Genomic DNA, 23,577 nt, shown 5'->3' on the forward strand with positions numbered 1-23,577 from the left:
GGATCCATGATGCTCGGCGCTCTCGGCCTGGTTGCTGCCGGACTTCTGGCGGGACCGATGCGGAGCGAAGCGCGGGACTTCGGCGTCGAGGGGCAAACATTTCCGATCGTCGAGCCCGATTTGCTGGCTACGATCGAGAGCCGCTTGCGCCGCGCCGAAGCCAGCGGCGAGCTTGCACGGATGAACGAGGTCTTCGCGCGGCGGGTCGAAGCAAAGGTCCGCCGCCCCGATCCCGTCGGCGGCATTACGCCCGCGCGCGCCCCGCGCAGCTGGACCTACGACCCCACGGCCGTGATCGAGCAGGACATTCGCGATCAGAAGGGAAATCTCGTCGCCGCGGCGGGGCAGCGGATCAATCCGCTGGACTTCGTGACCATCAGGCAGGATCTGGTTTTCGTCGACGGTGACGATCCGGGCGAGCTCGATTGGGCGTTGGGTCGGTACGCGGATCCCCGCGCGAAGATCATCTTCGTCAAAGGGTCGCCGATCGACGAGATGACGGCAAGGAAACGGCGCTTCTACTTCGATCAGGAAGGCCGGCTCACCGGGACTTTCGGCATTAAGCACACGCCCGCGGTGGTCAGCCAGAACGGTCGCACCATGCGGGTCTCCGAGATCGCATTGAAGCCTCGGGGGCGAAGCTGATGCCGATCTGGCTCGATTTCCTGACGACACCGATGGCGGCGCCCGAAACGCGTGGACTTCGCCGCCTCCGATATGGGTGGCAGGCGCTGTGCCTGACATTGGCCGGGAGTATCGTCGCGCAAGGTCCGCTGCGAGAGTTCGCTGGCCGGGTTGCGCCTGCTGCGACCGGGCTGCTGCTCGTCGCCGCAGTGGTGACGACGATCGTCTATCTCGGCGCCAAGCATCGCGCCGACACGGCCTTTCTCACCATGCCGCGGGAGAGCGACTGATGCGCTCGCTCCGCAAGATCGTCCGCACGCTGATTGCAGTGCTCGCCATTCTTGTTGTCACGCCTGCGGTCGAGGCGGCCGGTCCACCCTGCAATGGAAAATTCGTCAATCCCGTGACGGATGTGTGCTGGTCGTGTCTTTTTCCGTTGTCGGTGGGCGGCCTGAAGATTTGGCCAAGCGGACGACCCGATCCGAACAATCCAGCATCTCCCGTCTGCGCATGTGCGGATCCGATACCACGCATCGGTATCTCGGTGGGGTTCTGGGAGCCCGCCCGTCTCGCCGACGTGACGATGAAGCCATGGTGCTTTCCAAACCTCGGCGGCGTGCGGATCGCGCCGGGCTTCGACATCGGCCAGGGATATCTGGCCGGACCGTCGATGGTCGGCGGCCGGTCGCAAAGCACCGCGAAATGGCATGTCCACTGGTATATCTATCCGCTCCTCTACTGGATGGAGATTCTGACCGATTTCGCCTGCTTCGAGCAGGCGAGCTTCGATATCGCATACATGACCGAGGTCGACCCTCTCTGGCAGGACGATGCTCTCGCTGCGCTTATCAATCCGGAAGCCGTCATCTTTGCGAACCCGATCGCAAAGGCGGCCTGCGCGGGCGATTGTGTCGCCGCCACCAGCAATCTGCCGCTCGACCAGCTCTTCTGGTGCGCGGGCTGCCAGGGCTCGATGTATCCGCTCAACGGCAACATCCCGGCATCGATCGGCCATGTTCAGTCGTCACGGCTCGCCCTCTCCCGCTTCGCCTACAAGATGCACCGCCAAGCGCTCGCCTGGGGAACGATGGGCTCCAAGGGCCTGTGCAAGAAATATCTGATGCCCATCATGCGCAAGCAGCAATATCGATTCCAGATGACCAACCCGATCCCCACGGTGAACGGCCGGTTTGCCTGTTCGGCGATCGGCGCTTCCACCATGCCACCCGATGCCGGGCGTGCCTATCCCGCCGGCGGCGAAGACATGGGCTATCTGGTCTGGCGGAAGCGCAACTGCTGTGTGCTCTAGGAGGCGCGGATGCGAAAGCTGATCCTGATAGGGGGTGTGCTGCTTGCGACAGCAAGCGTCACCGCGCTCCTCGCGCAAACCGTCGACGGCCTCGACCTGGAGGCGGTTCGCAAGAGATCCGCCGACATGCAGGACGAGGCGACCGCTTTTGCCGAGCAGGTCAAGGATCGGGGCGATGCCTTCCGCGACGAGGCGGCGTCGGTCCGGGCTGCGGGCACGCAGAATATGGAGCGTGTCGCGGCCGCGAGCTTGCCCAAGGGCCCCGGGGGTCCGATCGATTTCGACGAGATCGTCTCGGGCGCGGCGGCGAACGTCGGGGTCGGTGCAGGCGAGGCTCCGCAACTGATCGTCTTTGTCAGCCTTTCCATGCCGGCCAAGGCGCTGCGTGCGATCATCGAAGACACGGCGCGGGCGGGAGGCGTCGTCGTATTTCGCGGCTTTCCCGACAATTCGATGCGCGCCTTTACCGAGCGGCTCGGAAAAGTGGTCGCACGCGAAGACAACTTGGCCAATATCGGCGTCGACCCGCGCCTCTTTCGGGCGTTCGACGTTGCTGCGGTACCGACCTACGTCGCGGTCTCGTCCGACTTCGACCTGTGCGCTGGGTTTGCCTGCCGCACCCAGGTTCCGGCGCATGACCGCATGGTAGGGAATGTGACGCTCGAATATGCGCTCACGAGCTTTGCCGAGGCAAATGGTTCCGGCGCGCGGGTCGCGGCGGTCGGGCTGAAACGTCTCCAGGGGACGCCGCGATGAAGGCCTCGCGGGCTCTTGTCTGCCTGCTGGTCGCCCTGGCCGCGGTCTCGCCGGTGCTTGCGCAAACGACGGTCGAGGAGGCTCGGGAAGAAGGGCGAAAGCTCGGCAACGAAACCCGGCGAGACAGTTCGCTTGTCCCGACCGACAGCGCGAGGGCCGAGGCGGTTCCGGGATATGCGGGGACCGCCTTGCCCGAGGGGAATTTTTTCGACGATCCCGATCGGCTCGAGGCGGCCGGCGCTTCGGCGAGACACCGCAGCGAGCCCTATCGGATCACGGTGGACGGTGACCGCACGCGCCCGGCTTTCAGCAATGACGAGATCCTGGCCACGACACGGCGCGCGACATCGATCGAAAACGACCCGTCGACCTATCTGGACGGTGAGGAAATGGGCGGCTCAGCCGGGGTTTGCACGCCGCTGCCGCCTGGCACGGACGCGACGGGCTATTATGAGGCGAGCTGCAACCGCGGCAGCCAGCTGACCGAAGAGACACGCAGTTGCACCCCCGTTATGGTCCCGCGCACGACGACGCGGCAGGCCTACAAATATTATGCCGCCGGCGACGGGGTCTATGGCGCTCCCTTCCCGCGGGAAGGTGATTTCGCGGGCGCTCTGGCGAACGGCAGTTGCTGGGCCAGCGGAGCCTCAATGGGCGGCTGCGCCGCCAGCGTCGCCGTCGGTTATCGAAGCGGGAACAAGTTCTGCGGGGACTATAGTGTGCGGGCGATCAGCTGCACCTCCGAGATCGTTTCGAACAGCCCCGAAATGCCGGCGACCGGAAAGCTCTGGTATGCCCGGACCAACGAACTATCGGTCACGGTCGAGCGCAGCGATGCCAGCTGCCAGGCCTATGCCGGCGATGGTCAATGTGTCCCGTCTGGCCCAGACCAGTGCACGCAGGGCGAAGAGACGCGCCTGATCGACGGTGTGGCCATAACCCAGCCGTGCTGGGAGTGGCGACGCACCTATCAGTGCAATTTCGTGTCCCCGGCCAGCGATTGCAGCGAACTTGAAGCCAACAATGCGTGCAGCTTCGTGCGAACCGAATGCCTCGACGACGATCCGGACGGCGCGTGCCGTGTGGAGGAGCGTATCTATCGCTGCCCGGCGCCCGGCAGCAATGTCGGCGGGGCAACCCAGTATATTTGCGGCGACGACGTTTATTGCATCAATGGCGATTGTGAGCCGATCGTTCGCGAGGCGTCGACCGAGCTCAAGGACGCGCTGGTTGCGCTGCATGCGATCGACCAGGCCGGCAAGGAGTTCGACGAAGACGATCTCAGTCTATTCCGCGGCGCGCGCGAGACGTGTCACAAGCCGGTCTTCGGTCTTATCAACTGCTGCGCCGGCAAGGCCTCGGGGCTGCTTTCGGCCGGGGCCGGGGCTGCCGCCATTGCCGCCGGCCCTGCCGGCATCGCCGCGCTCGCGACGCCCTTCCTGACGCTCTTCGCCTGTTCGCAGGACGAGAAGAAGCTCGACATCAGGGATCGGATGGGTTTCTGTCACAAGGTCGGAACCTATTGTTCCTCAAGCATCCTCGGCATCTGCAAGACCAAGCGCACTGCCTATTGCTGCTTCGAAAGCAAATTGAGCCGCGTCTTCCAGGAACAAGGCCGCACGCAGCTCGGCAAACCCTGGGACAAGCCCAAGACGGAGCAATGCCTGGGATTTACGATCGACGAGTTTGCGCGGCTCGACCTGTCGGTGATGGATTTCACCGAGGTTTACGCGGATTTCATGGACGCCGCGAAACTCCCTGACGAGGTCGAGGCCATGACGCAGATCCAGCAACGGATCGAGGGCTATTATGATCTCCATGGCAAATGACTGCGTCGGCGCGCCGCGCCCGAACGCCAGACTGTCTGCGCCAACTCCATGCGATCGGCGGACACAGCGGCGCCCAATAGCCGGTCGCTCTCACCCCATTCCTCCGCGCAAAGGTCCGGCAGGTCGCAGAGCTGCCTGGCGAAAAAGGGAGCTGGAACATGGCTGGTAGGATGATGGCGGCGGTTACGGCGCTTTGGGCTTTGAGCTTCGGAGCGCCTTCGCTGGCGCAAGACGGGAGCCAAATGGCCACGGATATCGAGCGCGCCGATGGCGACGATTTCTACTGCGGCGAGCGGCGGCTCGGACAATGGTTCTATTGCTCGAAACCGAATCGGCAGGAGGCGCAGGTTCCGCCGCCGCCAAAACGGAGTGCGGTGGAGCGTCTGGCAGCGATCACCCGTGAACTGGACGAACTCAAGGCCCGCGCGATCCTCGATCCGTCCGAGGCGAACGTCATCGCCTATGTTCGCTTCCAGCGCGAACAGCTCGACCGCGCCTCGACGTTTTCGGATACCTGGCAGCGGGCACTGTGGCAGACGCCAGAGCTCGACTATACGCTTCAGCGGCCGGTTTCGAGCGTCGGTAAAAGAGCCTGGCTCGATAACCGCCGCGCCGATCGCGACGCGGTGCTCGCCAACCTTGGCCAGCGCTATGGGCTCTTCTATTTTTACGCACAGAGCTGCGGCGCGTGCGACATTTTCTCCCCCATCCTCCGCTCGGTCGCGGATAGCCACAACATCACGGTGATGGCCGTTTCGATGGACGGTGGGCCAAGCCGCGATTTCCCCGGATATGTCGTCGATTCCGGGCAGCGCGCCCGCATGGGGATAAGCGGCAAGGAGACGCCGGCACTCGTGCTTTTCGACACGCTGACCAAGCGTACGATCCCGGTGGGCTACGGAATCTTGAGCGCCGACGAGATCATGGATCGCATCTTCGCACTGACCAACACCAAGGTAGGGAGTGATTATTGATGGTGGAGGATCGCCGTAGCGGCCTGTGGCGCCGCATCCTGCGCTCGACCTGCGCCTGGGCCGGACTCGCAGCGTCGGCGAACCTCGCGGTTTCGGGAACCGCGCGCGCCGATGTCGGAGCCGAGATGAATCGATTCTTCTCGGAGGCGGGCGGCGCGGCCAATGTGACGGGCCCGTCCGCCTTTGAAGGACAGTCCGCCGGCTATTATTCGCTCGGCAATGTCTGGACGCGCTTTCCGCAGAAGAGCGTGCAGCCGTTCAACCTCCAGCTTCCGAGCGCGCGCGCTGGTTGCGGCGGCATCGATCTCTTCAGCGGCAGCTTCTCGTTCATCAATGCGAGCGAGATCATCGCGATGCTGAAGGCGACCGCCAACAATGCGCTCGGCTTCGCGTTCAAGCTCGCGATCGATTCCGTCTCGCCGGAGATCGGCAAGGTGATGGATGAGTTCAGCCAGAAGGCGCAGCTCCTCAACCAGATGAACATTTCAAGCTGTGAGACGGCGCAGGCGCTTGTCGGCGGCATCTGGCCGCAGATGGAAACGACGCGGGCGACGATTTGCGAGGCAGTGGGAAACAGCCAGGGCGTGTTCTCCGACTGGGCGGCAGCGCGGCAGGGCTGCAACAACGGAAACCGCCGCGATGCGACGATCGCGGGCAACAACGATGCGGCGATGAAGGACCAGCTCGTGGGCGAGCCGCACAACTATACCTGGGAGGCCCTCCAGAAATCCGCGAAGTTCGGGGCTTTCGACAAGGGCTTCTCCGAATATGTCATGACACTGGTGGGCACGGTTGTGACGACACCATCGTCCGATCCGAGCATCGGCGGCAAGGTCGTCATGTTCGGACCAGCCGAGGAAGCGGTCGTGACCGCGCTCCTCGACGGGACGGCCGACGCGCCGCCGGTCAAGATTCTGCGCTGCAATGACACCAATTGCTACGATGTCGGGGAGCAGACGCTGTCGGTGTCGGCTTCGGCGGCGCTCAGGCCGCGCATCGAGGGGATGATCCGTTCAATGAGCGACAAGATTCGCTCGGATACGCCGCTCGACGCGGCGGAGAAGCAGCTCCTGAACCTTGCAACGATCCCGCTCTACAAGATCCTCGCAGTGCAGGCCTATGCCCACTACGCGCTAACGCAGGGCGAAATTCAGACGCTATCGGAGATCGTCGCGGTCGATCTCCTGTCGGCGATGCTCGACAATATGCTCGACCGGGTCGAGCAGGCGAAGGTTCACTACCAGACCTTCGATCAGGAGACCGCAGCGCAGTGGCGACAACAGATCGCGGCGACGCGCGCGAAGTTCGGACAGCGCGACGTCAAGCTGAGCAACAAGCTGCAGGTCACGATGCAGATTATCGACCGGAGCATCATGCTGGAGTCGACGCTCCAGAATTCGATGACGCCCGGGATGACCGCCGCGCTGAATTTCTCGCGCGGCCTCTCTGCGCAGGGCCTCCACTAGCCGCGAAAGGGAGTGCGATGCTCGAGGTCTTCACGGTTGGCGGCGGCGAGTATCTCGTCAACACCTTCAACGCGGTCGCGGCCTGGTCGGGGGGAGGGGGTTACAAGTCCCTGATCCGCGTCGTGATGGTCATGGGGCTCATTTATTCGCTGCTCGTCGTGACCTTCACCCTGAACTATCGCGCCTGGCTCAACTGGTTCCTCCAGGCGACCGCCATCTATCTCTGCCTGATGGTGCCGACGGTCGACATCAAGGTGACCGATCGCATCAATCCCGCCCTCGCACCCGCAACGGTCGACAATGTCCCGATGGGTCTCGGCATTCTCGCCAGCCTGACGACACAGATTGGAGACTGGCTTACACGCACTGCGGAGACGGTGTTCGTCATGCCGAACGAGCTCAACTACAGCAGCAACGGCATGGTCTATGGCGCGCGGCTCTACGACGCGACGCGCAATTTCGTCGTTCGCGACGCGGAGTTTTCGACGAACCTCGAAAATCACTTCAAGAACTGCCTGTTCGGCGATGTGATGCTCTACCAGAAGTCGCTAACAGAGCTCGCGAAGGCGACCGATCTCTGGGCGGCCGTCGGCCCCGGCTCGGAAGCCAGGTCGCAGCAATGGCTCGAACGCCAGGGCAATGGCACGGTCCAAAGCTACATACTGACATGCCGCCAGGCCTACCAGGCGCTCGATGCGCAATGGGGGCCGATGATCGAGGCGAATGCGCCGCTCTGGGGACGGGAGGCCTATCCCCGGCTGAGCAACGCGCTGGCGGCCGACAAGCTGAAACATGATGTGCCGATCGTCAGTGCCGCCTTCACGGGCGCTGGCGGAAGCTTTGCGGAGGTCATGCGCCAGAACACCGCAATCAATGCCTTCACCGCGGCGCGCAACAGCATGTCGGGCAGCACCGGTGCCGCGGCGATCGATACGTTCGCCCAGACCCGCGCCGACATCCAGGCCCGCAACACTTACGGTTCGATCGCGCAGCAGGCGATGGCCTGGGTGCCGATCCTCAACATCGTGCTCACAGTCGTGTTCTTCGCGATGTTCCCGGTCATCTTTCCGCTTTTTCTGATGCCGCAGACCGGGGTTCCGGCGCTCAAGGGCTATGTGACCGGCTTCTTCTATCTCGCGGCCTGGGGCCCGCTCTATGTCATTCTCCACATGATCTGTATGACACGCGCGACGTCTGCGGCGAACGGCGTTGCCGGTGGCGGCGTGACGTTGGGGAGCTATGCCGGGATCGGCGCGGTCAACGCCGAGACGGCGACGATTGCCGGATTCATGTTGATGAGCGTGCCGTTCCTCGCCGCTGGGCTCGCACGCGGCGCGATGTCGATAGCAGGGCATTCGATGTCGATGCTGGCGCCCGCGCAGAATGCCGCCGAGGCCGCAGCGCTGGAGCAGACGACGGGCAATTATTCCTACGGCAATGTGAGTTGGGCAAACTCCACGGCCAACATGCGCCAGGCCGATCAATGGACCACCGCACCCAGCTATATGGGCGGTGCGCCGAGTGTTGGATGGCGGCAGGACAATGGCGCGATGATCAGCGGGTTCGGTAATGGCCAGGAAGTGTTCGACACGGGCGCTGCAATCTCGCACCTCGGGTTCTCGCCCACGCTGACTAGCGGCTTCGTTTCCGAGCGCCGCGAACTCGCGAGCTGGGCGCATCGTCAGGCCCAGGCTTATGAGAATGCGGCGGCTGAAGTGCTGACCGCAACGCATGCGAACAGGAGCACGGTCGGAACGTCCACCGAAAGAAGCTCGGGCTGGGATGCAGGCAGCGGATGGCAGAGCCAGAGCGGGATCGAGCAATTCGATCGCCGCAGCACGTCGAGTTCGGAGGGGACCGGTGAGAGCACCAATATTACTCAGCGTAAGGGCATCACGCAGGGCCACGATCGACAAGCGCAAATCTCGGACCAGGTCAGCGGCTCAATCTCGGCGGCGCTCGGTGGTGGCGGACGCGGTGGAAGGATAACCTCCGGAATTGGCGGGAGCGTCACCAAGTCCGGGACGCAATCAGACAGCCTCGGCCACGGAACGTCCGAAACACGATCGATCGATTCCGGAAGTTCATCGTCGAGCGGGGTCAACAGCGAACACGGAAATGGGTCGAATGCGATGATTTCCGACTCCCAATATGAGAGGGGTGGCACCTTCTCCCGGGCATCGGTCACAAGTTCGTCGTCGCAGAGCACCGACGACTCGCTTGCGCTTGCCAAGTCCTATTCCGAACAGGCCCGGCGGCTCGAGGAACTCTCGCAGCAGCTTTCGCGCGACGCGAGCTATGCCGAAACCCACGGGATGCAGCTCAGTGAGAATTTGAGCCAGGATCTCGCGCAATGGTATCGTCAGCAGCAGGTCAATAATCCCGGCCTCGATGCGCCAGAGCTTTGGGCCACCGATCTTTCCGCTCAGCCGAGGGCAGTCCGCAACGAAATGATCGGGCGCTGGATGAGCGAATCCCAGCAGTCGATTAGAGCCGAGATCGCGGAGAGCTTGCACACGCCTGATATGGTCAATGTGCATCGTCCGGCGATCGACAGTGCCGAAGATGTACGTGCGGCGTACCATCCGCGCGGGGTTGGCGGACTTCCCGCCGCCCCCGGAAGGCGAGACCCGAACCCGGCCTCGAGAATTATCGAGGAAGGTCGTTCCGAGCTGGAAGGCCGGAAAGCCACTGGCCAGGCTATGCGCGGCCAATATGTCGAAGGGGCGTCCGACCTAGGCCAGGAAATCGGACGGGATCACAATCGCGGCTTCTTCCAGGATCCCAAGCTTCGGGAGTGAGGGCTAAAGTGCCCAGAATATATAGGCGACGAGTGCGACGATCAGGCCGCCGGCGATCAGGCTGGTGGGGTTGTTGGGGTCGATGCTTTCCCGGTGTTCGTCAATCGGCAAGGTCGGTACAATCGGCTGTATCGGACGAGGACTTCTTTCCTCATCGTCAAACCGGGTATCGCGATACAGACTTAGAGGATGTCCTGGATACCAATCCGGATCTGTAGGATCCAGGAATAACGGCTTCTGCTCGATCGACGGATCGTAGGACTTGAATTCATACTGTTCGAAAATGCTCGGGCGGTGACCCGATCGGAAGAGATCGTCGTCGGACATAGCAATGTAATCTAACACCGATTTCCTGTGATCTCAACGCCAGCGCACAGCTCTATTGGCCCGCGAGTCCCTGTCTGTTATGCGAGTCCTGCGCTGCGCAAACGGTGGCGCCGGGACTGGTAATCCCGCCAACTACGTAACTCGGAAAGCTCATTTTCCGGGGTGCCGTCGCGTATGTACAGGCTCTCGGGCTAAAGGCGGCGGCGCATGTCGTTGGCATGTTACCAGCTCCGGCGGCTCCCGCGCCCAGTGCGCGGGAGTTCGGGTCTTATCGCATCCATCCTACCTCCCACGTTGCAGCAGGATGCGAGGAAGATGATGATGAGGTCACCTCATTTCGACAACCCAGCGCCCCCACCCATTTCCGCGATCCCTGCACGAGGCCCGGCCCAGGAAGGCAGTGCCTCGTGCCTGGCCGCGCTGCATAATCAATATGGCGATGCAGCCGCCTTACTTCGCCGCAGCGACGAGGGCAGGGGACTCAGCCGGGTCCGCTACCGCGACGCGGCTGGAGCGCTTTCAATGCTTGGGGTCGAGGCGCGTGCAACCGAGGTGTTGCTGTACCGGGCCGGCGTCATTGCACAGCTCGGGCTTAGCGCGCATTTGCTCGATGTCGGGTTCGACGATCAATGGTGCGCGAAGCATATCCGACAGGACATCGCGAAAGCGCTTGCTTATGCCAATGCCAGTGGATTGGACTGGGAGCGCGCTGAAATGCTGCGGCTGGCCGACACGCTCTCGCCTTACTGGAAATGGAACCGCATCGCGATCTGGCATCGTGGACGGCCCGACGATGGCGGCTTCGCACTGGAGGAGGTGACGATCCTGCTGCTTGCGCTGCTCGATCAGGTGCGCGCGGTGACCGGACATCGCGTTTATCGATCAGATCGGTGCCGAGCTGAATCCGGTTAAGCGCTCAGTTCATACTCCTGGACGAGCCGCTCAGCTGGAATATGCCAAGCTTTGTTGAGCTTCCGGATCATACCGAGTGTCAGAGGACGCTTGCGACGAAGAATTTCGGTCGCGCGGCTCTTGCCGATCAGAGCCGCAAGATCCGATTGGTTCAGCCCTTCCGCTTCCATGGCCGCCTCGATTGCCTGCACAGGATCGAGATGCTTGCCGATTGGCCAACGATGCTCTTCATAATCATGGACGAGCGTGATCATGATCGCCAGCCGATCATAATCTTGAGACCCTTCGGCCGCGTTCCAAAGGCCCTTCATTTCCTCCAACGCTTCAGCATGATCTTCGTCGTTCTTGATGGGACGAATATCCATTTCCAATACCTCTCAAAATTGATCGACGCTCAGGGCATCGATGCGATCATATTCAGCATGAGTGCCGATGAATTTTATCCAGCCAGTTTTCAGGCCGTAGTGGAATGATACGATTAAACGATAATCGCCACCCGCGACCTCAAACCGAACCCTTTCCCCATTCAAAACTTTGGCCTTCGCGAACGAGGCCATGACCTCATTTCCATTCGCCCACTCCGATGCATTGGTGATCGAGTACCAATGTTCGAGGGATGCCTTGGTCTCCGGGTGCTTGGCCCAAAACGCTACAAGCGTGTTCCGTGCAATGATCCTCATCTGAAGCCTATATCAGTTCCCAAATCGGGAATCAATAACAAATTCCCAAATCGGGAACTCGCTGAAGCTGAGATCGTCGGCGTCGGCGGAGACAATCCGGCCGACCGGCAGGCCAAACGCCTCGAGCCATACATCGAGTTCGGTCACTGCGCCCGCAGCTCTGCGAAAATGTCGATGCCGGCGGCGGCACAGCAGCGCAGGACGCGAGCAGCCTCGAGCGTGGGCTTTCCACTTTCGAGCTCGGAAACGAAGCGGCGTCCCACTCCGGCCAGATCTGCGAAGCGTTGCTGGGTAAGTCCGAGTTGCAGTCGCGCCGTGCGGACGAGCGCGCCAAGGTCTGCGACGCTGGCGAGGCGAATCCTTTTGGGTTGGCGCGGGGGCAGCGGCGCGGTTGCGCTGGCCGCGGCGTTTGGCGATCCGCGGCTAGTGCCGACCTTCAGCGTTGAGCGGTTTCCCGCAAGGATCTCCAAGATCGCCGATTGACCGGACACGCGGCCGCGCAGCAACGCGGCTTCACCGGCTGCAGCCTTTTCGACGGCGGACTTGTTCTCACTTGCGCGAGGTTCCGTCGCCGGTCTTCATGTAAATCTGGTCGAAGTCTCGCAACGGGCGCGGTCAACTCTGGACGATGTTCGAGACCTTGTTGATCGCATCTCATCGGTCGAGTGTATCATTGGCAACTTTCTCCCGTGCCCCGCGACCGGCGAGAATTCGGACGGTCCTGCTGCGCATCGTCAATTCGGCAAGTCTGCCGCGCTGTGGCGCGAGCAGCGTTGCGTCACGCCGCTTTATCTAGGTTTCGGCCGTAAACACGCCGTGCTGCTTCCACATAAGGGGGAATCGCGGATACGACGAAGGCGAATGTTACCGGAATGGAGATGGCTGTAACAGTGATTAGAGAATATCCGAGACCGGTCTTGGCGCCAAAGACATGATCCGAAAACAGCGCGACGAGCAGCGAGCCCAAGGTTAAACCCACCACATTGAGAGCAATATAATTGAGCGATGTGACGCGCGCGCGAATTCCGCTTGGCGCCATCATGGCAATCGCCACGACCGGTAACGGTGTGACGCAGCCGAGTAGCGCAAATCCGATGATTGCACAGATTAGTGTCAGCGTGAGGTCGGTCTGAAGCAATGACAACAAATAGAGCGCACCGCCCAAGCTGATACCGACCAGATATGTATAGATCAGGACGGAGGGATAACCGCGGCGCGCGACCTTTCCGACCGCGATGGGAGAGACGACCGCTAGGGCGGTCGACAGCAGCACCGCAAATCCGAAATAATAGGCCGCACGCGCCGGGGACAAGTCGAAAGTTCGGACGAGATAGGTCGGGAACCACACGACGGCGCTATAGGTGACAACTGCCTTGAAGGCATGGCCCGTCAGAAAACATGAATAGAAACGGACGGCCACGGACGGTGACCGGAAAGCACCCTCGCTCTCCAGCGCCCTTACTGCCGCTGTCCCAAGCACGCCGCGAGCGGGCTCACGCGTTGTGAGCAGAAGCAGCGCCGCAAGGAGCATTCCTGGGATACCGACCAGGATCAGGGTCGATCGCCAGATCGGCAAGGATGCCATTCCGGGAACAATGTCGAATGCGCCGCCCTCGAGCAAAGCGATGATCGCTCCTCCCACGAAATAGGTCGAAGCGGTTCCCATATGACCACCGGCCAAGAAGACCGCCGTCGGCGTCGTTCGCTGGACCGGGAGGAAGCGGTCGCCAATCAACGAAATCGCTGCGGGTGCGAGAGCGGCTTCGCCAATCGCAAGGACCGCACGGAGAATTACGAGGGCGGTAAAATTCTCGGCGAAAGCCGATCCAATCGTTGCCGCGCTCCAGACAAAAACAGCCGTGCAAAGGATGACGATACGATTGCCGCGGTCGATCAGAAACGCGATCGGGAAAGCCGCAAGCGAGTAAAGTATCGCGAAGGAGGGACCGAGCAAGACCGAGACGGCGGTGTCGCTGATATTCAGATCTTGCTTGAGCGGCTCAATCAGCAGCGTCAAGACCAGACGGTCGATGAGCGCGAGAATATAGAGAAGCGTCAGAATGATGACTACGTACCAGCCGCCAATGAGCCATCCGCGCTCAGGCGATAGCCGCCACTTCTTACCAGCCATTGCATGATTTCCTCATTCCGGCGCTCCCGCGCATCGCATTCATTGTTCGCATGGCCAGAAAACTTTCCGAGCGTAGCTTGCAACGAACCTGGATGCCGGCCGAGAATTTGCAGGAGGGCGCGCGCGGCGGCCCAATCGTCTGGAGCACGACCGCATCGAATTCCATAAATCGCCGTGCAGCCTCACATCGACTCCCCCCTCCGCCAGTCGAATGTTCGGTTGAATTATCCGACAATCAGACTAAAGACAATCGAAAGCGATACGATAATTTCTGGAGGGGGGACCAGTCATGTCATAGCGTGCGCGCATTCTATGTTTGGCGGCTTTATTGGTGGAAATGCTGGCGCCCGCACCGGCATTTGCGAAGCAGGCCGTCAATTCAATCGCGATTTCTTCCGCCGAAACGCAAGCGCCCCAGCCAGCGGTGACACCGAAATTCCGCAGGACGATTCCGCGGACATTGTTGTGACCGGGTCGCTAATCTCTGAACCCCAACCTGATTTCGGCAGCGCCGGTCACGCAAGTCGAGCGTGAACTCTTCATCGAATATTTTGGCGCGCTTGATGCTGCGGGGATTAATCCTGGGCTCCTGAACGACTGAATTCGTTTGTCGCACCGCGGTCGCGCTGACGGCCACTTCGCACCGTGGCGCGCAACGTCTGCCGCCGCCAGAGGTCTCGCGGGCGCTTAGCTGCTGGCCGGAAGCAGAGGCTCGAAGGCCGCCCTGAGCGCCGCGATCAGCAGCCCGGGCTGTTCGAGCGGAATCAGGTGACCGCTATGCTCAATGACGGTCAACAGCGAACCCGGAATATGCTCGTGCAAGGTGCGGCTCTCATCGATCGTGCGCAATTCGTCCTGTGCAGCGGCCACTACGAGTGTAGGGCAGGTGATTTCTCCGAGACGCGCCGTATCGTCGTCGCGGTGAAATTGTGTTTGCCGGGCGAATACCTCACCGCCGAGGCGCCGGCTCATATCCTGTACCCGGACGATCAGCGCTTCGCTGCGGTGGTCGGGATGGAGTGAGCGAGCGACCGCTGCTCGGCTGAGTTCGCGAAAGGTACCGGGCCGAAGGGGCGGGGAAGGCAATGACTCGCTGCCGCGCGATGAGGTTGCAACCAGTGCCAGGCCGCAGATACGGTGCGGGGCCTTATAGGCGATCTGCCGCGCGACATAGCCCCCCATCGAGAAGCCGATAACGAGTGCGGGTCCGTTCGTCACGCGCAGGGCGCGTGCGGCGATGCCATCGATCGTGCTGTCCATCGCCGTGTCGATGTCGATCGCGCGCCCGAAATCCGCCAAGGCGGCGCGCATCTCGCTCCACAGATCGGCGTCGAGCATGAAGCCGGGGATCAGAAGAATATCCATGCCGCATCTTGGCACGACCCTTGACAGGGGTCACCTGGCAGATGCGTACCGCGGCTTCCACCAGGCCGCGCGCCGATCTTTCGTTGACTCATTCTCCTACTATCGTATTGTCGGACAATCAGGCGATAGACTTGACGACAAATGGGAGGTTCGAAATGAAGCCGAGTCATTGGACATATGCGATCTCTACCGTCTGTCTCGCGATGAGCGCCAAGCCTGCAAATGCGCAGGATGCGGCCGAAAAAATGAGCACAGCGGCGCAGGCCGAGCCCTACGGCGGCGACATCATTGTTACCGCGCGCAAGCGCGAGGAGACGTCGCTTTCTGTCCCGGTGATCATCAGTGCCATAGGGCAGCAGGAGATCGCGCGCCGGGGACTTTCGGAGATCGATACGATCGCACGGTCGATCCCGTCGCTGGTCGTCGGTGAGGGAGGTGGTACCATCCAGGGCGGAAATGTCGCCATTCGGGGTATTGGAGGCGCCGATTCCAATCCGTTGGGAGATCAGGCCGTCGCTTTCAATATCGATGGCGTTGCAATCGCACGGGCGTCGGTTCGGCGATTGTCGCAAATGGACATTCAGCAGATAGAGGTGCTGAAAGGTCCGCAGGCGCTTTTCTTCGGGAAAAACAGTCCGGGCGGCGTCGTCTCTATCCGCAGCGCCGATCCGACCCGCGAATTCGCCGCGCAGGCTATGTTCGGCTTCGAAGGCGAGTCGCGCGAGTTTCGCGAGGAGGGCTATGTCTCCGGGCCCCTGTCCGACACGCTTGGCGCCCGGCTGGCGGTGTCGCGCACCGATTCACGGGGCTATGCTAAGAATTTGGTGCCGGCTTCGTCGCCTTTCGCGCCGCGCGAACGATGGTCGCCTGAAGTCCATGAAATCGCGGCGCGCGGAACCCTCAAATGGGAGCCGACGAGCCGCCTTGCGGTGACGGCCAAGCTCGCATTCAGCAAGCTGCACGGGTCGGGGACCTATTCGAACCAGGAATATGTCGATTGCCCCTTCGGAGCGCCTCAACCGCTCAGCTCGGGCATGGTCGATGACTGTACGGCTGATGGGCGCAACATCGTCGGCGAGCCCGGCGACGTGCTCGGAGCGATTCCGGGGTTCAATGGAGGGAAATCCTACGGCAAATTTTCGCAGGTCCTTGGCAGCCTCAACATCGACTATGATCTGACGGACAGCCTCACCCTGACGAGCGTGACCGGCTATTACCGATCGCACGCCGACAGCAAGAACAATTTCACTAACGCCTATTATGCGCCCACGGTGGGCATCTCCTACCTGGTTCTGAATATTCGCGAACTGTCCGAAGAGGTCCGCCTCACCAGCGACTTCGACGGGATGCTGAATTTTACGGTCGGCGGATATTATCAGGAAATGCGGGGCTACTTCCTCAACCGAAGCGCCTTCAACGTGGTCGCGCCGACGATCAACACCCAGGCCCAATATCGCCAGGAAGGTTCGGCGTTTTCGGCCTTCGGGCAGTTGCGATTGGCCTTGAGCCCGACGCTCGAGCTTGCAGGTGGCGGACGCTATTCGACCGAAAGAAAATATATTCCCTCGGCGATGATCGGCACCGCCGGACCGCTCGCGACCACCGGGAGCACCACGCTGATTCCGCGCACGATCCTGATCAACGGCGTGCCGAAGAACCGCGAACGCTGGAACGATTTTTCTCCCGAAGCGACGCTGACCTGGCGGCCGACCAATGCGCTGACGATCTTCGGGGCATACAAGACCGGCTTCCTGTCGGGAGGCTTCAACGTCGGCAATTCCAACAGCTTCACCGATATCGAATATGCGCCGGAAACGATCGAAGGTTTCGAAGCCGGGATCAAGACCAGGCTCTTCGATGGATCGCTCCGGCTTGACCTTTCGGCCTACACCTACAAGCTCGACGATCTGCAGGTGACCGTGCCGGTGGGACCCACCAACGCAACCGAGCTCCGCAATGCTGCGGGCTCGCGGATCAAGGGTGTCGAGTTCGAGGCCAATTACCGCACACCGCTCGACGGGCTCTCGCTCAAGGGGGCCATCGCCTATACTCAGGCCCGCTACACCGATTATCTCTCGGCCTGTTACAGCGCACAGCCGGCGCCCGAATGTTCGGTCCGCTTCAATCCGGCGACCGGTCAGTCGTCGCTGTCGCAGGACCTCTCGGGAACCCAGCTCGTGCGCGCGCCCGACTGGACGGGAAGCGCCGGTTTCCTCTACGAGGCGCCGATAGGCGGGAACCTGAAGTTTGGCCTGTCGGGCGACATGTCATTCAGCAGCAGCTTCTTCACCAGCTCGGACAATCGGCCGGCGGGGCGGCAGAGCGCCTACCAGCTCTACGATGCCGGCTTCTATGTCGCGGCGGACGACGACCGGTGGAAGGTCGCCTTCATCGGCCGCAACCTCGGCAACAGCTATTATTTTACCCGCAGCATTGGCGTGACGCGTACAGGGGGTGCTGCCGGGGCCATCAACCCGGTTCCGGCCGACGTCGCCGGCGTGGTCAGTCGAGGGCGCGAGCTCTGGGCACGCTTCACCGTCCAGTTCTAGACCGGAGACCGGCGCGTCCCGGTAGCAGGCCGCCTCTGCCGCCTGATTGCAGCCGCCTTGAGGAATGCACCATGGTATCGCGATGATGAGCAAGCCCGAGGATGATGGTTCCGAAGCCGGTGCGAAGACCGCGTTGAAGCGGACTGCGCGGTCCGAATGGAAAGAAAGCTGGCGGGTCGTCTTCGTCTCGATGGTCGGCATCGGCATGGGCGGGATTCATATCTACAGCCTCGGTGCCTTCGTCATTCCGCTTTCCGAGGCGTTCGACTGGCCGCGCGCGCAAATCACCTCCGGCCTCACTATCGTCTCGCTTTTCTCGATTCTCTGCTCGGCCTTTGTGGGCATGCTGATCGACCGGGTCGGACCGCGTCGAGTGGCGATCCCGGGCGTGATCGCCTTCGGACTATCGGTGGCCCTGCTGTCAACGACCGGACCCTCGATCTGGAACTGGTGGTTGCTGTGGATTCTCGTTGCGGCGTCGATCCAGTTCGCCAAAGCAACCGTATGGACCACGGCGGTCGCGGTCCGCTTCACGGCGAGCCGGGGCCTTACGATCGCGCTTGCGCTGAGCGGTGCCGGCCTTTCGGCTGCGCTGACCCCCTATCTGTCGAGCTATCTGATCGGCGCTTTCGGCTGGCGGCTTGCCTATATCATGCTCGCGCTGGGTTGGGGGCTTGTCACCCTGCCGCTCGCACTGGCATTTTTCCGCGATCGGCCGGCTTCTGTCCCGGACAGAGATCTGCGGCACGCACGCAAGCCGGTCGCGCCTGCCGCCAGACTTCGCGAGACTTATTTGTCGGTGCGCTTCTTCGGTCTCGGCATGGCGGCGTTCATGTCGGCAATCGTTTCGCTTGCCCTGCTCGTCCACTTCATCCCGATCATGGTCGATTCGGGGATCAGCAAGACCAGCGCGGCGGCCCTGGCGGGGGCTCTCGGCATCAGCTCGGCAGTCGGGCGGCTGGCCATAGGCTGGCTGTTCGACCGGTTTCCCGCGCGTATCGTGGGGAGCTTGGCTTTTGTCGTCCCGGCGCTTGCCTGTGCGCTCATCCTCTTTTTCAACGGATCGATGATCGAGGCGTTTATCATCGCCTGCTGCATCGGCATCGCCATCGGTGCGGAAACCGACGTTGCCGCCTATCTGACCGCCAAATATTTCGACCTTCGTAACTATGGCGCGCTGTTCGGGATGCTGATGGGCATATTGAGCGGTGCGACGGGCGTGGGCCCGCTGCTGGCGGGATTGGCCTTCGACAATCAAGGCTCCTATGCGGTCTTCCTCTGGGCGGGCATCCCGGCATCGCTCGTCGCCGCTTCGCTCATCCTCGCCTTGGAGCGCATGCCGGGCGCGAGGGGTGACAGGACCGCGTCCGCTTGATCGGCGCCGTCCGCGGCGCGGGCGTTCAGGAGAATTTCGGCGTGCGTTTCTCGACAAACGCGCGGACCGCTTCATGATGGTCCGGAGAGAGATGAGCGATGGCCTGGTAGCCCGCCGATATTTCGAGAAGCGAGTCGAGCGTCGAGCCCATGCCCTCGCGCAGCAGTCGCTTGGTCATGCGCAGCACGCCCCCAGGATTCGATGCGATCTGCGTAGCCAGCGCCATCGCCTCGGCGAGGAGATCGTCGTGTGCGACAACACGTGACACGAGGCCGCAGGCCAACGCCTCGTCGGCCGTCAGCGCCGCGCCCGTGAAGGCCATTTCCGAGGCCTTCGACATGCCGACGACGCGGGGCAACAGCCATGCACCGCCGTCGCCCGGCACGATGCCGACCTTCACGAAACTCTCGGCAAAGGTGGCGCGCTCGGACGCGATGCGGATGTCACACATGCAGCCGAGGTCGAGCCCCGCGCCGATTGCGGGACCATTTATCGCGGCTATGACAGGGACGTCGAGATTGTAGAGCGCGCGGGGAATGCGCTGGATCCCCTGGCGATATTCCTCCCGGATCGTATCGGGCGAGGGGGCGTCCTGCTCGTAGCGGAGCATAGCTTTCACATTGCCCCCCGAGCTGAAGACCGGTCCCGCTCCGGTCAAGATCATTGCCCGGACGGTCGCGTCGGCGGTTACCCGCGCGCACAAGGCGACAAATTCTTCGACCGCGCTATTGCCGGTCAAGGCGTTGCGGGTCTCGGGCTGGTCCATCGTGACGGTCAGGACGGCGCCGTTCCGTGCCTCCGTGAGAAACTGGCTCATCGTGCATCGCCTTCCTGTCGGGTAATCGCCTGAATCATATCGAGACAGGGGCCGTGCCACTCGGCGATGAGCGTCTTCCCGAGGCGGTCGTGCCAGAAGGATTCGGACCCGGCGGAGAGGCGTCCCGCGTGCAGGCGGCGCGTGAAGAGCTGCAGATCGAGTTCGGCAGTGAAGCCGATCGCGCCATGGACGGCGTGCGCAATCGTCGCAACCTCGAGCGCCGCTTCCGACGTTCGCGCCTTCGCGGCGGCGACTGCGAGCGCAAACCGTTCGTCGGAACTTGCCCGACAGCCGAGCTGCGCTGCCATGCGCGAGGCGAACACGAGTTCCGCCATGACGCTCAACTGATGCTGCACCGTCTGGAACTTGCCGATCGGACGCCCGAATTGCTGGCGGCCGTTGGCATAGTCGAGCGTCTGCTCGAAAATACGCGCCATCGCGCCCGCAAGCTGCGCCGATGCGAGACAGGCCTCGAGTTCGAGCAACGTGCCACCGATCGGGAGCGCGGCCGCACCCGTTAGGGCTGCCGCCTGCCACGACAGGGACGCGTCGAGCGGGAAGACATGCCGGTCGCGGACCTCGACCCGAAGGAGGACCGCTGCATCGCCGAGCGCGACGAGCGCCCAGTCGGCGACTTGGCCGAACGATACCGCCGGGGCATGGATCGCGCCATAACCGTCCTGCGTGGCCCGGCCGATCGCGATGCTTCCAGGAGGAGGACTGACGCCGGCTGCCGCCAGCGCGGCGCGGGCAACCATCGTTTGCGCGAGCGGTACCGGGACCGCGTGGCGGCCGCAGAGCTCGAAGAGTGGATAGGTCTGTGCGAGGTCGAGACCGGCGCCTCCGTTTGTTTCCGGAAGCAGTGCATCGGCAAAGCCGCTCTCTTCTATCAAGCTCCAGAGAGTCTCTGCCGGTTCACCCGCTTCGATTTCGCGAATGCGGCGGCCGGTGCAATGCTCGTCCAGCAAGCGATCGAGCGTCTCGGCGAGCAGTTGTGCGATATCGTCCATCTCAGCGCAGCCCCAGACCGCGAGCGATCATCCCGCGCAAAATCTCGCGCGTCCCTCCGCGCAGCGAGTAGGAAGGCGACGATTGCGTTGCATAGGCCAGCGTTTGCCACAGTTCCATCGGTACGAGCTCTGGCGCGCGGCTGCCCAGATCGTCGGCAATGACCGCGGGGACCATTTGCTCGAAACTCGTTCCAAGGTCCTTGACCAGCGCAGCCTCGACGACAGGGCTTTCTCCCCGCGACAGTTTTTCCGTCACAGCGATCGACAGCGCGCGAAGCGGCGCGAGATGGGCGGCAAGCCGGCCCGCCAACCGCGTCGACGCAGGCGAACCGCCCATCTTGGTGCGGACGAACGCCAGCCATTCGTCGAGAAGGACCATGCTCGAATAGATCCGCTCCGGTCCGCTCCGCTCGAACGCCAGTTCGGCGGTCACCTGTTCCCACCCCTGGCCCTCGGTGCCGATCAGCGCGTCCGGCCGCAGCCGGACATTCTCGAAGAAAACTTCGCAAAAATGGGAATCGCCGGACAGATCCTCGATCGGCCGGACGGTCACCCCCGGCAAAGACAGGTCGATGATGACCTGCGACAGGCCCTTCTGACGGTCGGACGTGCTTCCGGATGTGCGCACGAGCGCGATCATGAAGTGCGAGCCATGCGCGTTGGTCGTCCAGATCTTCTGTCCGTTCAGGACCCATTGGTCGCCTTCGCGTTCGGCGCGGGTGGCGATGCTTGCGAGGTCCGAACCTGCGTTGGGTTCGCTCATGCCGATGCAGAAAAAGGCCTCGCCCCGGCAGATGCGCGGAAGGTAGAAACGTTTCTGGTCTTCGGTGCCATATTTGAGGATGAGGGGTCCGCTCTGGCGGTCCGCGATCCAGTGCGATCCGACCGGTGCCCCGGCGTTGAGCATCTCTTCGGCGATGACAAAGCGCGCGAACGAAGACCGGCCACCCCCGCCATATTCGGGAGGAAGCGTCAAGCCGAGCCATCCCCGCCTTGCCAGCTCGCGGCTGAACGCGGGATCATAACCGCTCCAAGAGCGTGCCCGCCGATCGGCCGGACGGCTGCAAACCGCTTCCTCGAGAAAGGCGCGCACAGCCGGGCGAAGTGCTTCATCTTCGTCCGGGATCGCCGCCAGGTCGAGCGAGGCGAGACCGGTCATGCGATGACCCCGCTCGCGATCAGGCGGGCTATTTCGGCGTCGTCCATTCCGAGGTGGCTTTCGAGGATTTCCCGCGAATCCTGGCCGAGCGTCGGCGGGGCGCGGTCGTAGGCGACGGGCGTGTCGGAAAGCCGGATCGGGTTGGCGACAAGCGGGATCTCTCGTCCGTTCGCGTGGGTGAGCGCGATCTGGTCGCCGCGCGCGACAACCTGGGGATCGGCAAAGACGTCGGCGACCGAATTGATCGGCCCGCAGGGTACCCCCAAGGGCTCGAACAGGGCCATCCACTCGCGGGTCGTGCGGGTGAGCAGGACGCCGCGGATGATCGGAAGCAGCGTGTCGCGATGCGCGAGCCGGCTCCGATTGTCGCGGTAGTCGGGATCGGTCGCGAGGTCGGGGCGGCCCAACGCTTCGCACAGACGCTGGAACTGCCGATCGTTACCGACGGCAATGATCATATGGCCGTCGGCGGTCGGAAAATCCTGATAGGGGACGGTATTGGGGTGGCCATTGCCGAGGCGGCGGGGCGTGCCGCCGTAGAGATGGTTCATGGCCTGATTGGCGAGGCAGGCGACCTGGACGTCGAGCAGCCCGAGATCGATGTGCTGGCCCTGGCCCGTGACCTCGCGCGCGCGCAGCGCAGCTAGGATCGCGATATCGGCATAAAGGCCGGTCAGGATATCGGTTAGCGCAACGCCGACCTTCATCGGACCGCCGCCCGGCGCGTCATCAGGCAAGCCCGTGATGCTCATCAGGCCGCCCATGCCCTGCATGAGGAAGTCGTAACCGGCCCGATGTGCATAGGGGCCGTCCTGGCCGAAACCGGTGATCGAGCAATAGATGAGCCGCGGATTGAGGGCCTTGAGCGCCGCATAGTCGAGACCATAGGCATTGAGTCCGCCGACCTTGAAATTCTCGACGAGGACGTCGCTCGTCACTGCGAGGCGGCGAATGATCGCCTGGCCTTCAGCTTGGGTGAAATCCACCGCGAGCGATCGCTTGTTGCGGTTGGCACAAAGAAAATAGGCCGAATCGGAGGTCGCCACATCCTCCATGTCGGCAAGGAAGGGTGGCCCCCATTGCCGCGTATCGTCACCGAGGCCAGGGCGCTCGACCTTGATGATCTCAGCGCCGAGGTCGCCGAGCGTTTGCGTCGCCCATGGACCAGCGAGGATGCGCGACAGATCGAGGACGCGAATGCCGTCCAGTGATCGTTGCCCGTCGGTGCGCTCAACCATGACCCGCCTCGGCAGGGTTAGACGGGAAAGATGCGACCAGCGGACCGTGGCCGATAGACGATGCGTACAAAACTGGCTTCCTCTTGAGCGGGCTTATTGTCCGACAATCGGTCATTGGTGCGCAACTGTCAAGTTCGCGGTCTTGCATTTGTGTCGGACAATACTACAATGGGGCAAATGGGCGACTGGGTCGCTGCGGTTTGCGACCGGTTTGAATGACGAGGGGAGCGGTGGGTGCCGAGAGCGACATTGGAC

The 23,577-nt window shown here is 62.5% G+C and carries 22 protein-coding genes; 11 read left to right on the forward strand and 11 right to left on the reverse strand.

Annotated features, from left to right (window positions below; genetic code table 11):
• The first annotated feature begins 6 nt into the window (after window positions 1-6).
• The 8 genes from traW to LH19_RS25165 all read left to right on the forward strand — a co-directional run bounded on the left by traW (window position 7) and on the right by LH19_RS25165 (window position 9,759).
• Window positions 7-645, forward strand: a complete 639-nt coding sequence (traW, locus tag LH19_RS25130; RefSeq protein ID WP_234716232.1) for a type-F conjugative transfer system protein TraW — start codon at window positions 7-9, stop codon at window positions 643-645.
• Window positions 645-914, forward strand: a complete 270-nt coding sequence (locus LH19_RS25135) for a hypothetical protein (RefSeq protein WP_054734421.1) — start codon at window positions 645-647, stop codon at window positions 912-914. Before traW ends, LH19_RS25135 begins: the two co-directional genes overlap by 1 nt.
• Window positions 914-1,933, forward strand: coding sequence for a conjugal transfer pilus assembly protein TraU (traU, locus tag LH19_RS25140; protein ID WP_054734425.1), 1,020 nt, complete (start codon window positions 914-916; stop codon window positions 1,931-1,933). The genes LH19_RS25135 and traU overlap by 1 nt, the downstream gene beginning before the upstream one ends.
• Window positions 1,934-1,942: 9 nt before the next feature.
• Window positions 1,943-2,689 carry a type-F conjugative transfer system pilin assembly protein TrbC gene (gene trbC, locus LH19_RS25145; protein ID WP_054734429.1) on the forward strand — a complete coding sequence of 249 codons (747 nt, stop codon included), beginning with the start codon at window positions 1,943-1,945 and terminating at the stop codon, window positions 2,687-2,689.
• On the forward strand, window positions 2,686-4,518 hold the full coding sequence (locus LH19_RS25150) for a conjugal transfer protein TraN (RefSeq protein ID WP_054734432.1): 1,833 nt from the start codon (window positions 2,686-2,688) through the stop codon (window positions 4,516-4,518). The genes trbC and LH19_RS25150 overlap by 4 nt, the downstream gene beginning before the upstream one ends.
• A gap of 242 nt (window positions 4,519-4,760) precedes the next feature.
• Complete coding sequence (locus LH19_RS25155; protein ID WP_234716244.1) at window positions 4,761-5,492, forward strand: conjugal transfer protein TraF; 732 nt, start codon at window positions 4,761-4,763, stop codon at window positions 5,490-5,492.
• Window positions 5,492-6,958: a conjugal transfer protein TraH gene (locus LH19_RS25160; RefSeq protein ID WP_054734440.1), complete on the forward strand. Its 1,467-nt coding sequence runs from the start codon at window positions 5,492-5,494 to the stop codon at window positions 6,956-6,958. The genes LH19_RS25155 and LH19_RS25160 overlap by 1 nt, the downstream gene beginning before the upstream one ends.
• Before the next feature lie 17 nt (window positions 6,959-6,975).
• Window positions 6,976-9,759: a conjugal transfer protein TraG N-terminal domain-containing protein gene (locus LH19_RS25165; protein WP_054734443.1), complete on the forward strand. Its 2,784-nt coding sequence runs from the start codon at window positions 6,976-6,978 to the stop codon at window positions 9,757-9,759.
• A 3-nt stretch (window positions 9,760-9,762) separates the two neighbouring features.
• Here LH19_RS25165 and LH19_RS28910 read toward each other — a convergent pair whose 3' ends face one another.
• On the reverse strand, window positions 9,763-10,086 hold the full coding sequence (locus LH19_RS28910) for a hypothetical protein (RefSeq protein WP_062913028.1): 324 nt from the start codon (window positions 10,084-10,086) through the stop codon (window positions 9,763-9,765).
• Window positions 10,087-10,401: 315 nt separating this feature from the next.
• Here LH19_RS28910 and LH19_RS25170 point away from each other — a divergent pair, with 315 nt between their 5' ends.
• Window positions 10,402-10,998, forward strand: a complete 597-nt coding sequence (locus LH19_RS25170; protein ID WP_234716233.1) for a hypothetical protein — start codon at window positions 10,402-10,404, stop codon at window positions 10,996-10,998.
• Here LH19_RS25170 and LH19_RS25175 read toward each other — a convergent pair.
• The 6 genes from LH19_RS25175 to LH19_RS25195 form a co-directional block, all read right to left on the reverse strand.
• On the reverse strand, window positions 10,995-11,363 hold the full coding sequence (locus LH19_RS25175; protein WP_054734448.1) for a helix-turn-helix domain-containing protein: 369 nt from the start codon (window positions 11,361-11,363) through the stop codon (window positions 10,995-10,997). The genes LH19_RS25170 and LH19_RS25175 overlap by 4 nt on opposite strands.
• 12 nt (window positions 11,364-11,375) lie before the next feature.
• A complete protein-coding gene (locus tag LH19_RS25180; RefSeq protein WP_054734450.1) occupies window positions 11,376-11,678 on the reverse strand; it encodes a type II toxin-antitoxin system HigB family toxin in 303 nt (100 codons plus the stop codon).
• A gap of 12 nt (window positions 11,679-11,690) precedes the next feature.
• The gene (locus LH19_RS29700; RefSeq protein ID WP_257720458.1) at window positions 11,691-11,825 is read right to left on the reverse strand and encodes a hypothetical protein; all 135 of its coding nucleotides are present in this window, start codon (window positions 11,823-11,825) and stop codon (window positions 11,691-11,693) included.
• Window positions 11,822-12,184 carry a helix-turn-helix domain-containing protein gene (locus tag LH19_RS28220; protein WP_082396379.1) on the reverse strand — a complete coding sequence of 121 codons (363 nt, stop codon included), beginning with the start codon at window positions 12,182-12,184 and terminating at the stop codon, window positions 11,822-11,824. The genes LH19_RS29700 and LH19_RS28220 overlap by 4 nt, the downstream gene beginning before the upstream one ends.
• A gap of 272 nt (window positions 12,185-12,456) precedes the next feature.
• Window positions 12,457-13,809, reverse strand: a complete 1,353-nt coding sequence (locus tag LH19_RS25190) for an MFS transporter (RefSeq protein ID WP_054734453.1) — start codon at window positions 13,807-13,809, stop codon at window positions 12,457-12,459.
• Window positions 13,810-14,496: 687 nt separating this feature from the next.
• Window positions 14,497-15,174 carry an alpha/beta fold hydrolase gene (locus LH19_RS25195; RefSeq protein WP_054734456.1) on the reverse strand — a complete coding sequence of 226 codons (678 nt, stop codon included), beginning with the start codon at window positions 15,172-15,174 and terminating at the stop codon, window positions 14,497-14,499.
• A 155-nt stretch (window positions 15,175-15,329) separates the two neighbouring features.
• On the opposite strand from LH19_RS25195, the gene LH19_RS25200 reads away from it, so the two are divergent.
• Entirely contained in the window at window positions 15,330-17,723 is a 2,394-nt protein-coding gene (locus LH19_RS25200; protein ID WP_158514490.1) for a TonB-dependent receptor, read from the forward strand.
• An 82-nt stretch (window positions 17,724-17,805) separates the two neighbouring features.
• Window positions 17,806-19,098 (forward strand): MFS transporter, encoded by a 1,293-nt coding sequence (locus tag LH19_RS25205; protein ID WP_158514491.1) that lies wholly within the window; start codon window positions 17,806-17,808, stop codon window positions 19,096-19,098.
• 25 nt (window positions 19,099-19,123) lie between these two features.
• Here LH19_RS25205 and LH19_RS25210 read toward each other — a convergent pair whose 3' ends face one another.
• From LH19_RS25210 to LH19_RS25225, 4 genes are read right to left on the reverse strand one after another with little or no spacing between them, the layout of a single operon-like run.
• Window positions 19,124-19,915, reverse strand: a complete 792-nt coding sequence (locus tag LH19_RS25210) for a crotonase/enoyl-CoA hydratase family protein (RefSeq protein WP_054734465.1) — start codon at window positions 19,913-19,915, stop codon at window positions 19,124-19,126.
• Window positions 19,912-20,925: an acyl-CoA dehydrogenase gene (locus LH19_RS25215; protein ID WP_054734468.1), complete on the reverse strand. Its 1,014-nt coding sequence runs from the start codon at window positions 20,923-20,925 to the stop codon at window positions 19,912-19,914. Before LH19_RS25215 ends, LH19_RS25210 begins: the two co-directional genes overlap by 4 nt.
• 1 nt (window position 20,926) lies before the next feature.
• A complete protein-coding gene (locus LH19_RS25220) occupies window positions 20,927-22,084 on the reverse strand; it encodes an acyl-CoA dehydrogenase family protein (protein ID WP_054734470.1) in 1,158 nt (385 codons plus the stop codon).
• A complete protein-coding gene (locus tag LH19_RS25225) occupies window positions 22,081-23,322 on the reverse strand; it encodes a CaiB/BaiF CoA transferase family protein (RefSeq protein ID WP_054734473.1) in 1,242 nt (413 codons plus the stop codon). Before LH19_RS25225 ends, LH19_RS25220 begins: the two co-directional genes overlap by 4 nt.
• Window positions 23,323-23,577 lie beyond the last annotated feature (255 nt).

The sequence above is a fragment of the Sphingopyxis macrogoltabida genome, assembly GCF_001314325.1.
Classification (GTDB): domain Bacteria; phylum Pseudomonadota; class Alphaproteobacteria; order Sphingomonadales; family Sphingomonadaceae; genus Sphingopyxis; species Sphingopyxis macrogoltabida.

Coding starts and splice junctions, on each gene's coding strand:
- LH19_RS28910 (WP_062913028.1), bottom strand. CDS start 10,086: ATGTCCGACGACGATCTCTTCCGATCGGGTCACCGCCCGAGCATTTTC.
- LH19_RS25175 (WP_054734448.1), bottom strand. CDS start 11,363: ATGGATATTCGTCCCATCAAGAACGACGAAGATCATGCTGAAGCGTTG.
- LH19_RS25215 (WP_054734468.1), bottom strand. CDS start 20,925: ATGGACGATATCGCACAACTGCTCGCCGAGACGCTCGATCGCTTGCTG.
- LH19_RS25225 (WP_054734473.1), bottom strand. CDS start 23,322: ATGGTTGAGCGCACCGACGGGCAACGATCACTGGACGGCATTCGCGTC.
- LH19_RS25170 (WP_234716233.1), top strand. CDS start 10,402: ATGATGATGAGGTCACCTCATTTCGACAACCCAGCGCCCCCACCCATT.
- LH19_RS25210 (WP_054734465.1), bottom strand. CDS start 19,915: ATGAGCCAGTTTCTCACGGAGGCACGGAACGGCGCCGTCCTGACCGTC.
- LH19_RS25160 (WP_054734440.1), top strand. CDS start 5,492: ATGGTGGAGGATCGCCGTAGCGGCCTGTGGCGCCGCATCCTGCGCTCG.
- LH19_RS25190 (WP_054734453.1), bottom strand. CDS start 13,809: ATGGCTGGTAAGAAGTGGCGGCTATCGCCTGAGCGCGGATGGCTCATT.
- LH19_RS25220 (WP_054734470.1), bottom strand. CDS start 22,084: ATGACCGGTCTCGCCTCGCTCGACCTGGCGGCGATCCCGGACGAAGAT.
- trbC (WP_054734429.1), top strand. CDS start 1,943: ATGCGAAAGCTGATCCTGATAGGGGGTGTGCTGCTTGCGACAGCAAGC.
- LH19_RS25155 (WP_234716244.1), top strand. CDS start 4,761: ATGGCCACGGATATCGAGCGCGCCGATGGCGACGATTTCTACTGCGGC.
- LH19_RS25205 (WP_158514491.1), top strand. CDS start 17,806: ATGATGAGCAAGCCCGAGGATGATGGTTCCGAAGCCGGTGCGAAGACC.
- LH19_RS25200 (WP_158514490.1), top strand. CDS start 15,330: ATGAAGCCGAGTCATTGGACATATGCGATCTCTACCGTCTGTCTCGCG.
- LH19_RS25195 (WP_054734456.1), bottom strand. CDS start 15,174: ATGGATATTCTTCTGATCCCCGGCTTCATGCTCGACGCCGATCTGTGG.
- LH19_RS25165 (WP_054734443.1), top strand. CDS start 6,976: ATGCTCGAGGTCTTCACGGTTGGCGGCGGCGAGTATCTCGTCAACACC.
- LH19_RS25135 (WP_054734421.1), top strand. CDS start 645: ATGCCGATCTGGCTCGATTTCCTGACGACACCGATGGCGGCGCCCGAA.
- LH19_RS25180 (WP_054734450.1), bottom strand. CDS start 11,678: ATGAGGATCATTGCACGGAACACGCTTGTAGCGTTTTGGGCCAAGCAC.
- LH19_RS25150 (WP_054734432.1), top strand. CDS start 2,686: ATGAAGGCCTCGCGGGCTCTTGTCTGCCTGCTGGTCGCCCTGGCCGCG.
- traU (WP_054734425.1), top strand. CDS start 914: ATGCGCTCGCTCCGCAAGATCGTCCGCACGCTGATTGCAGTGCTCGCC.
- traW (WP_234716232.1), top strand. CDS start 7: ATGATGCTCGGCGCTCTCGGCCTGGTTGCTGCCGGACTTCTGGCGGGA.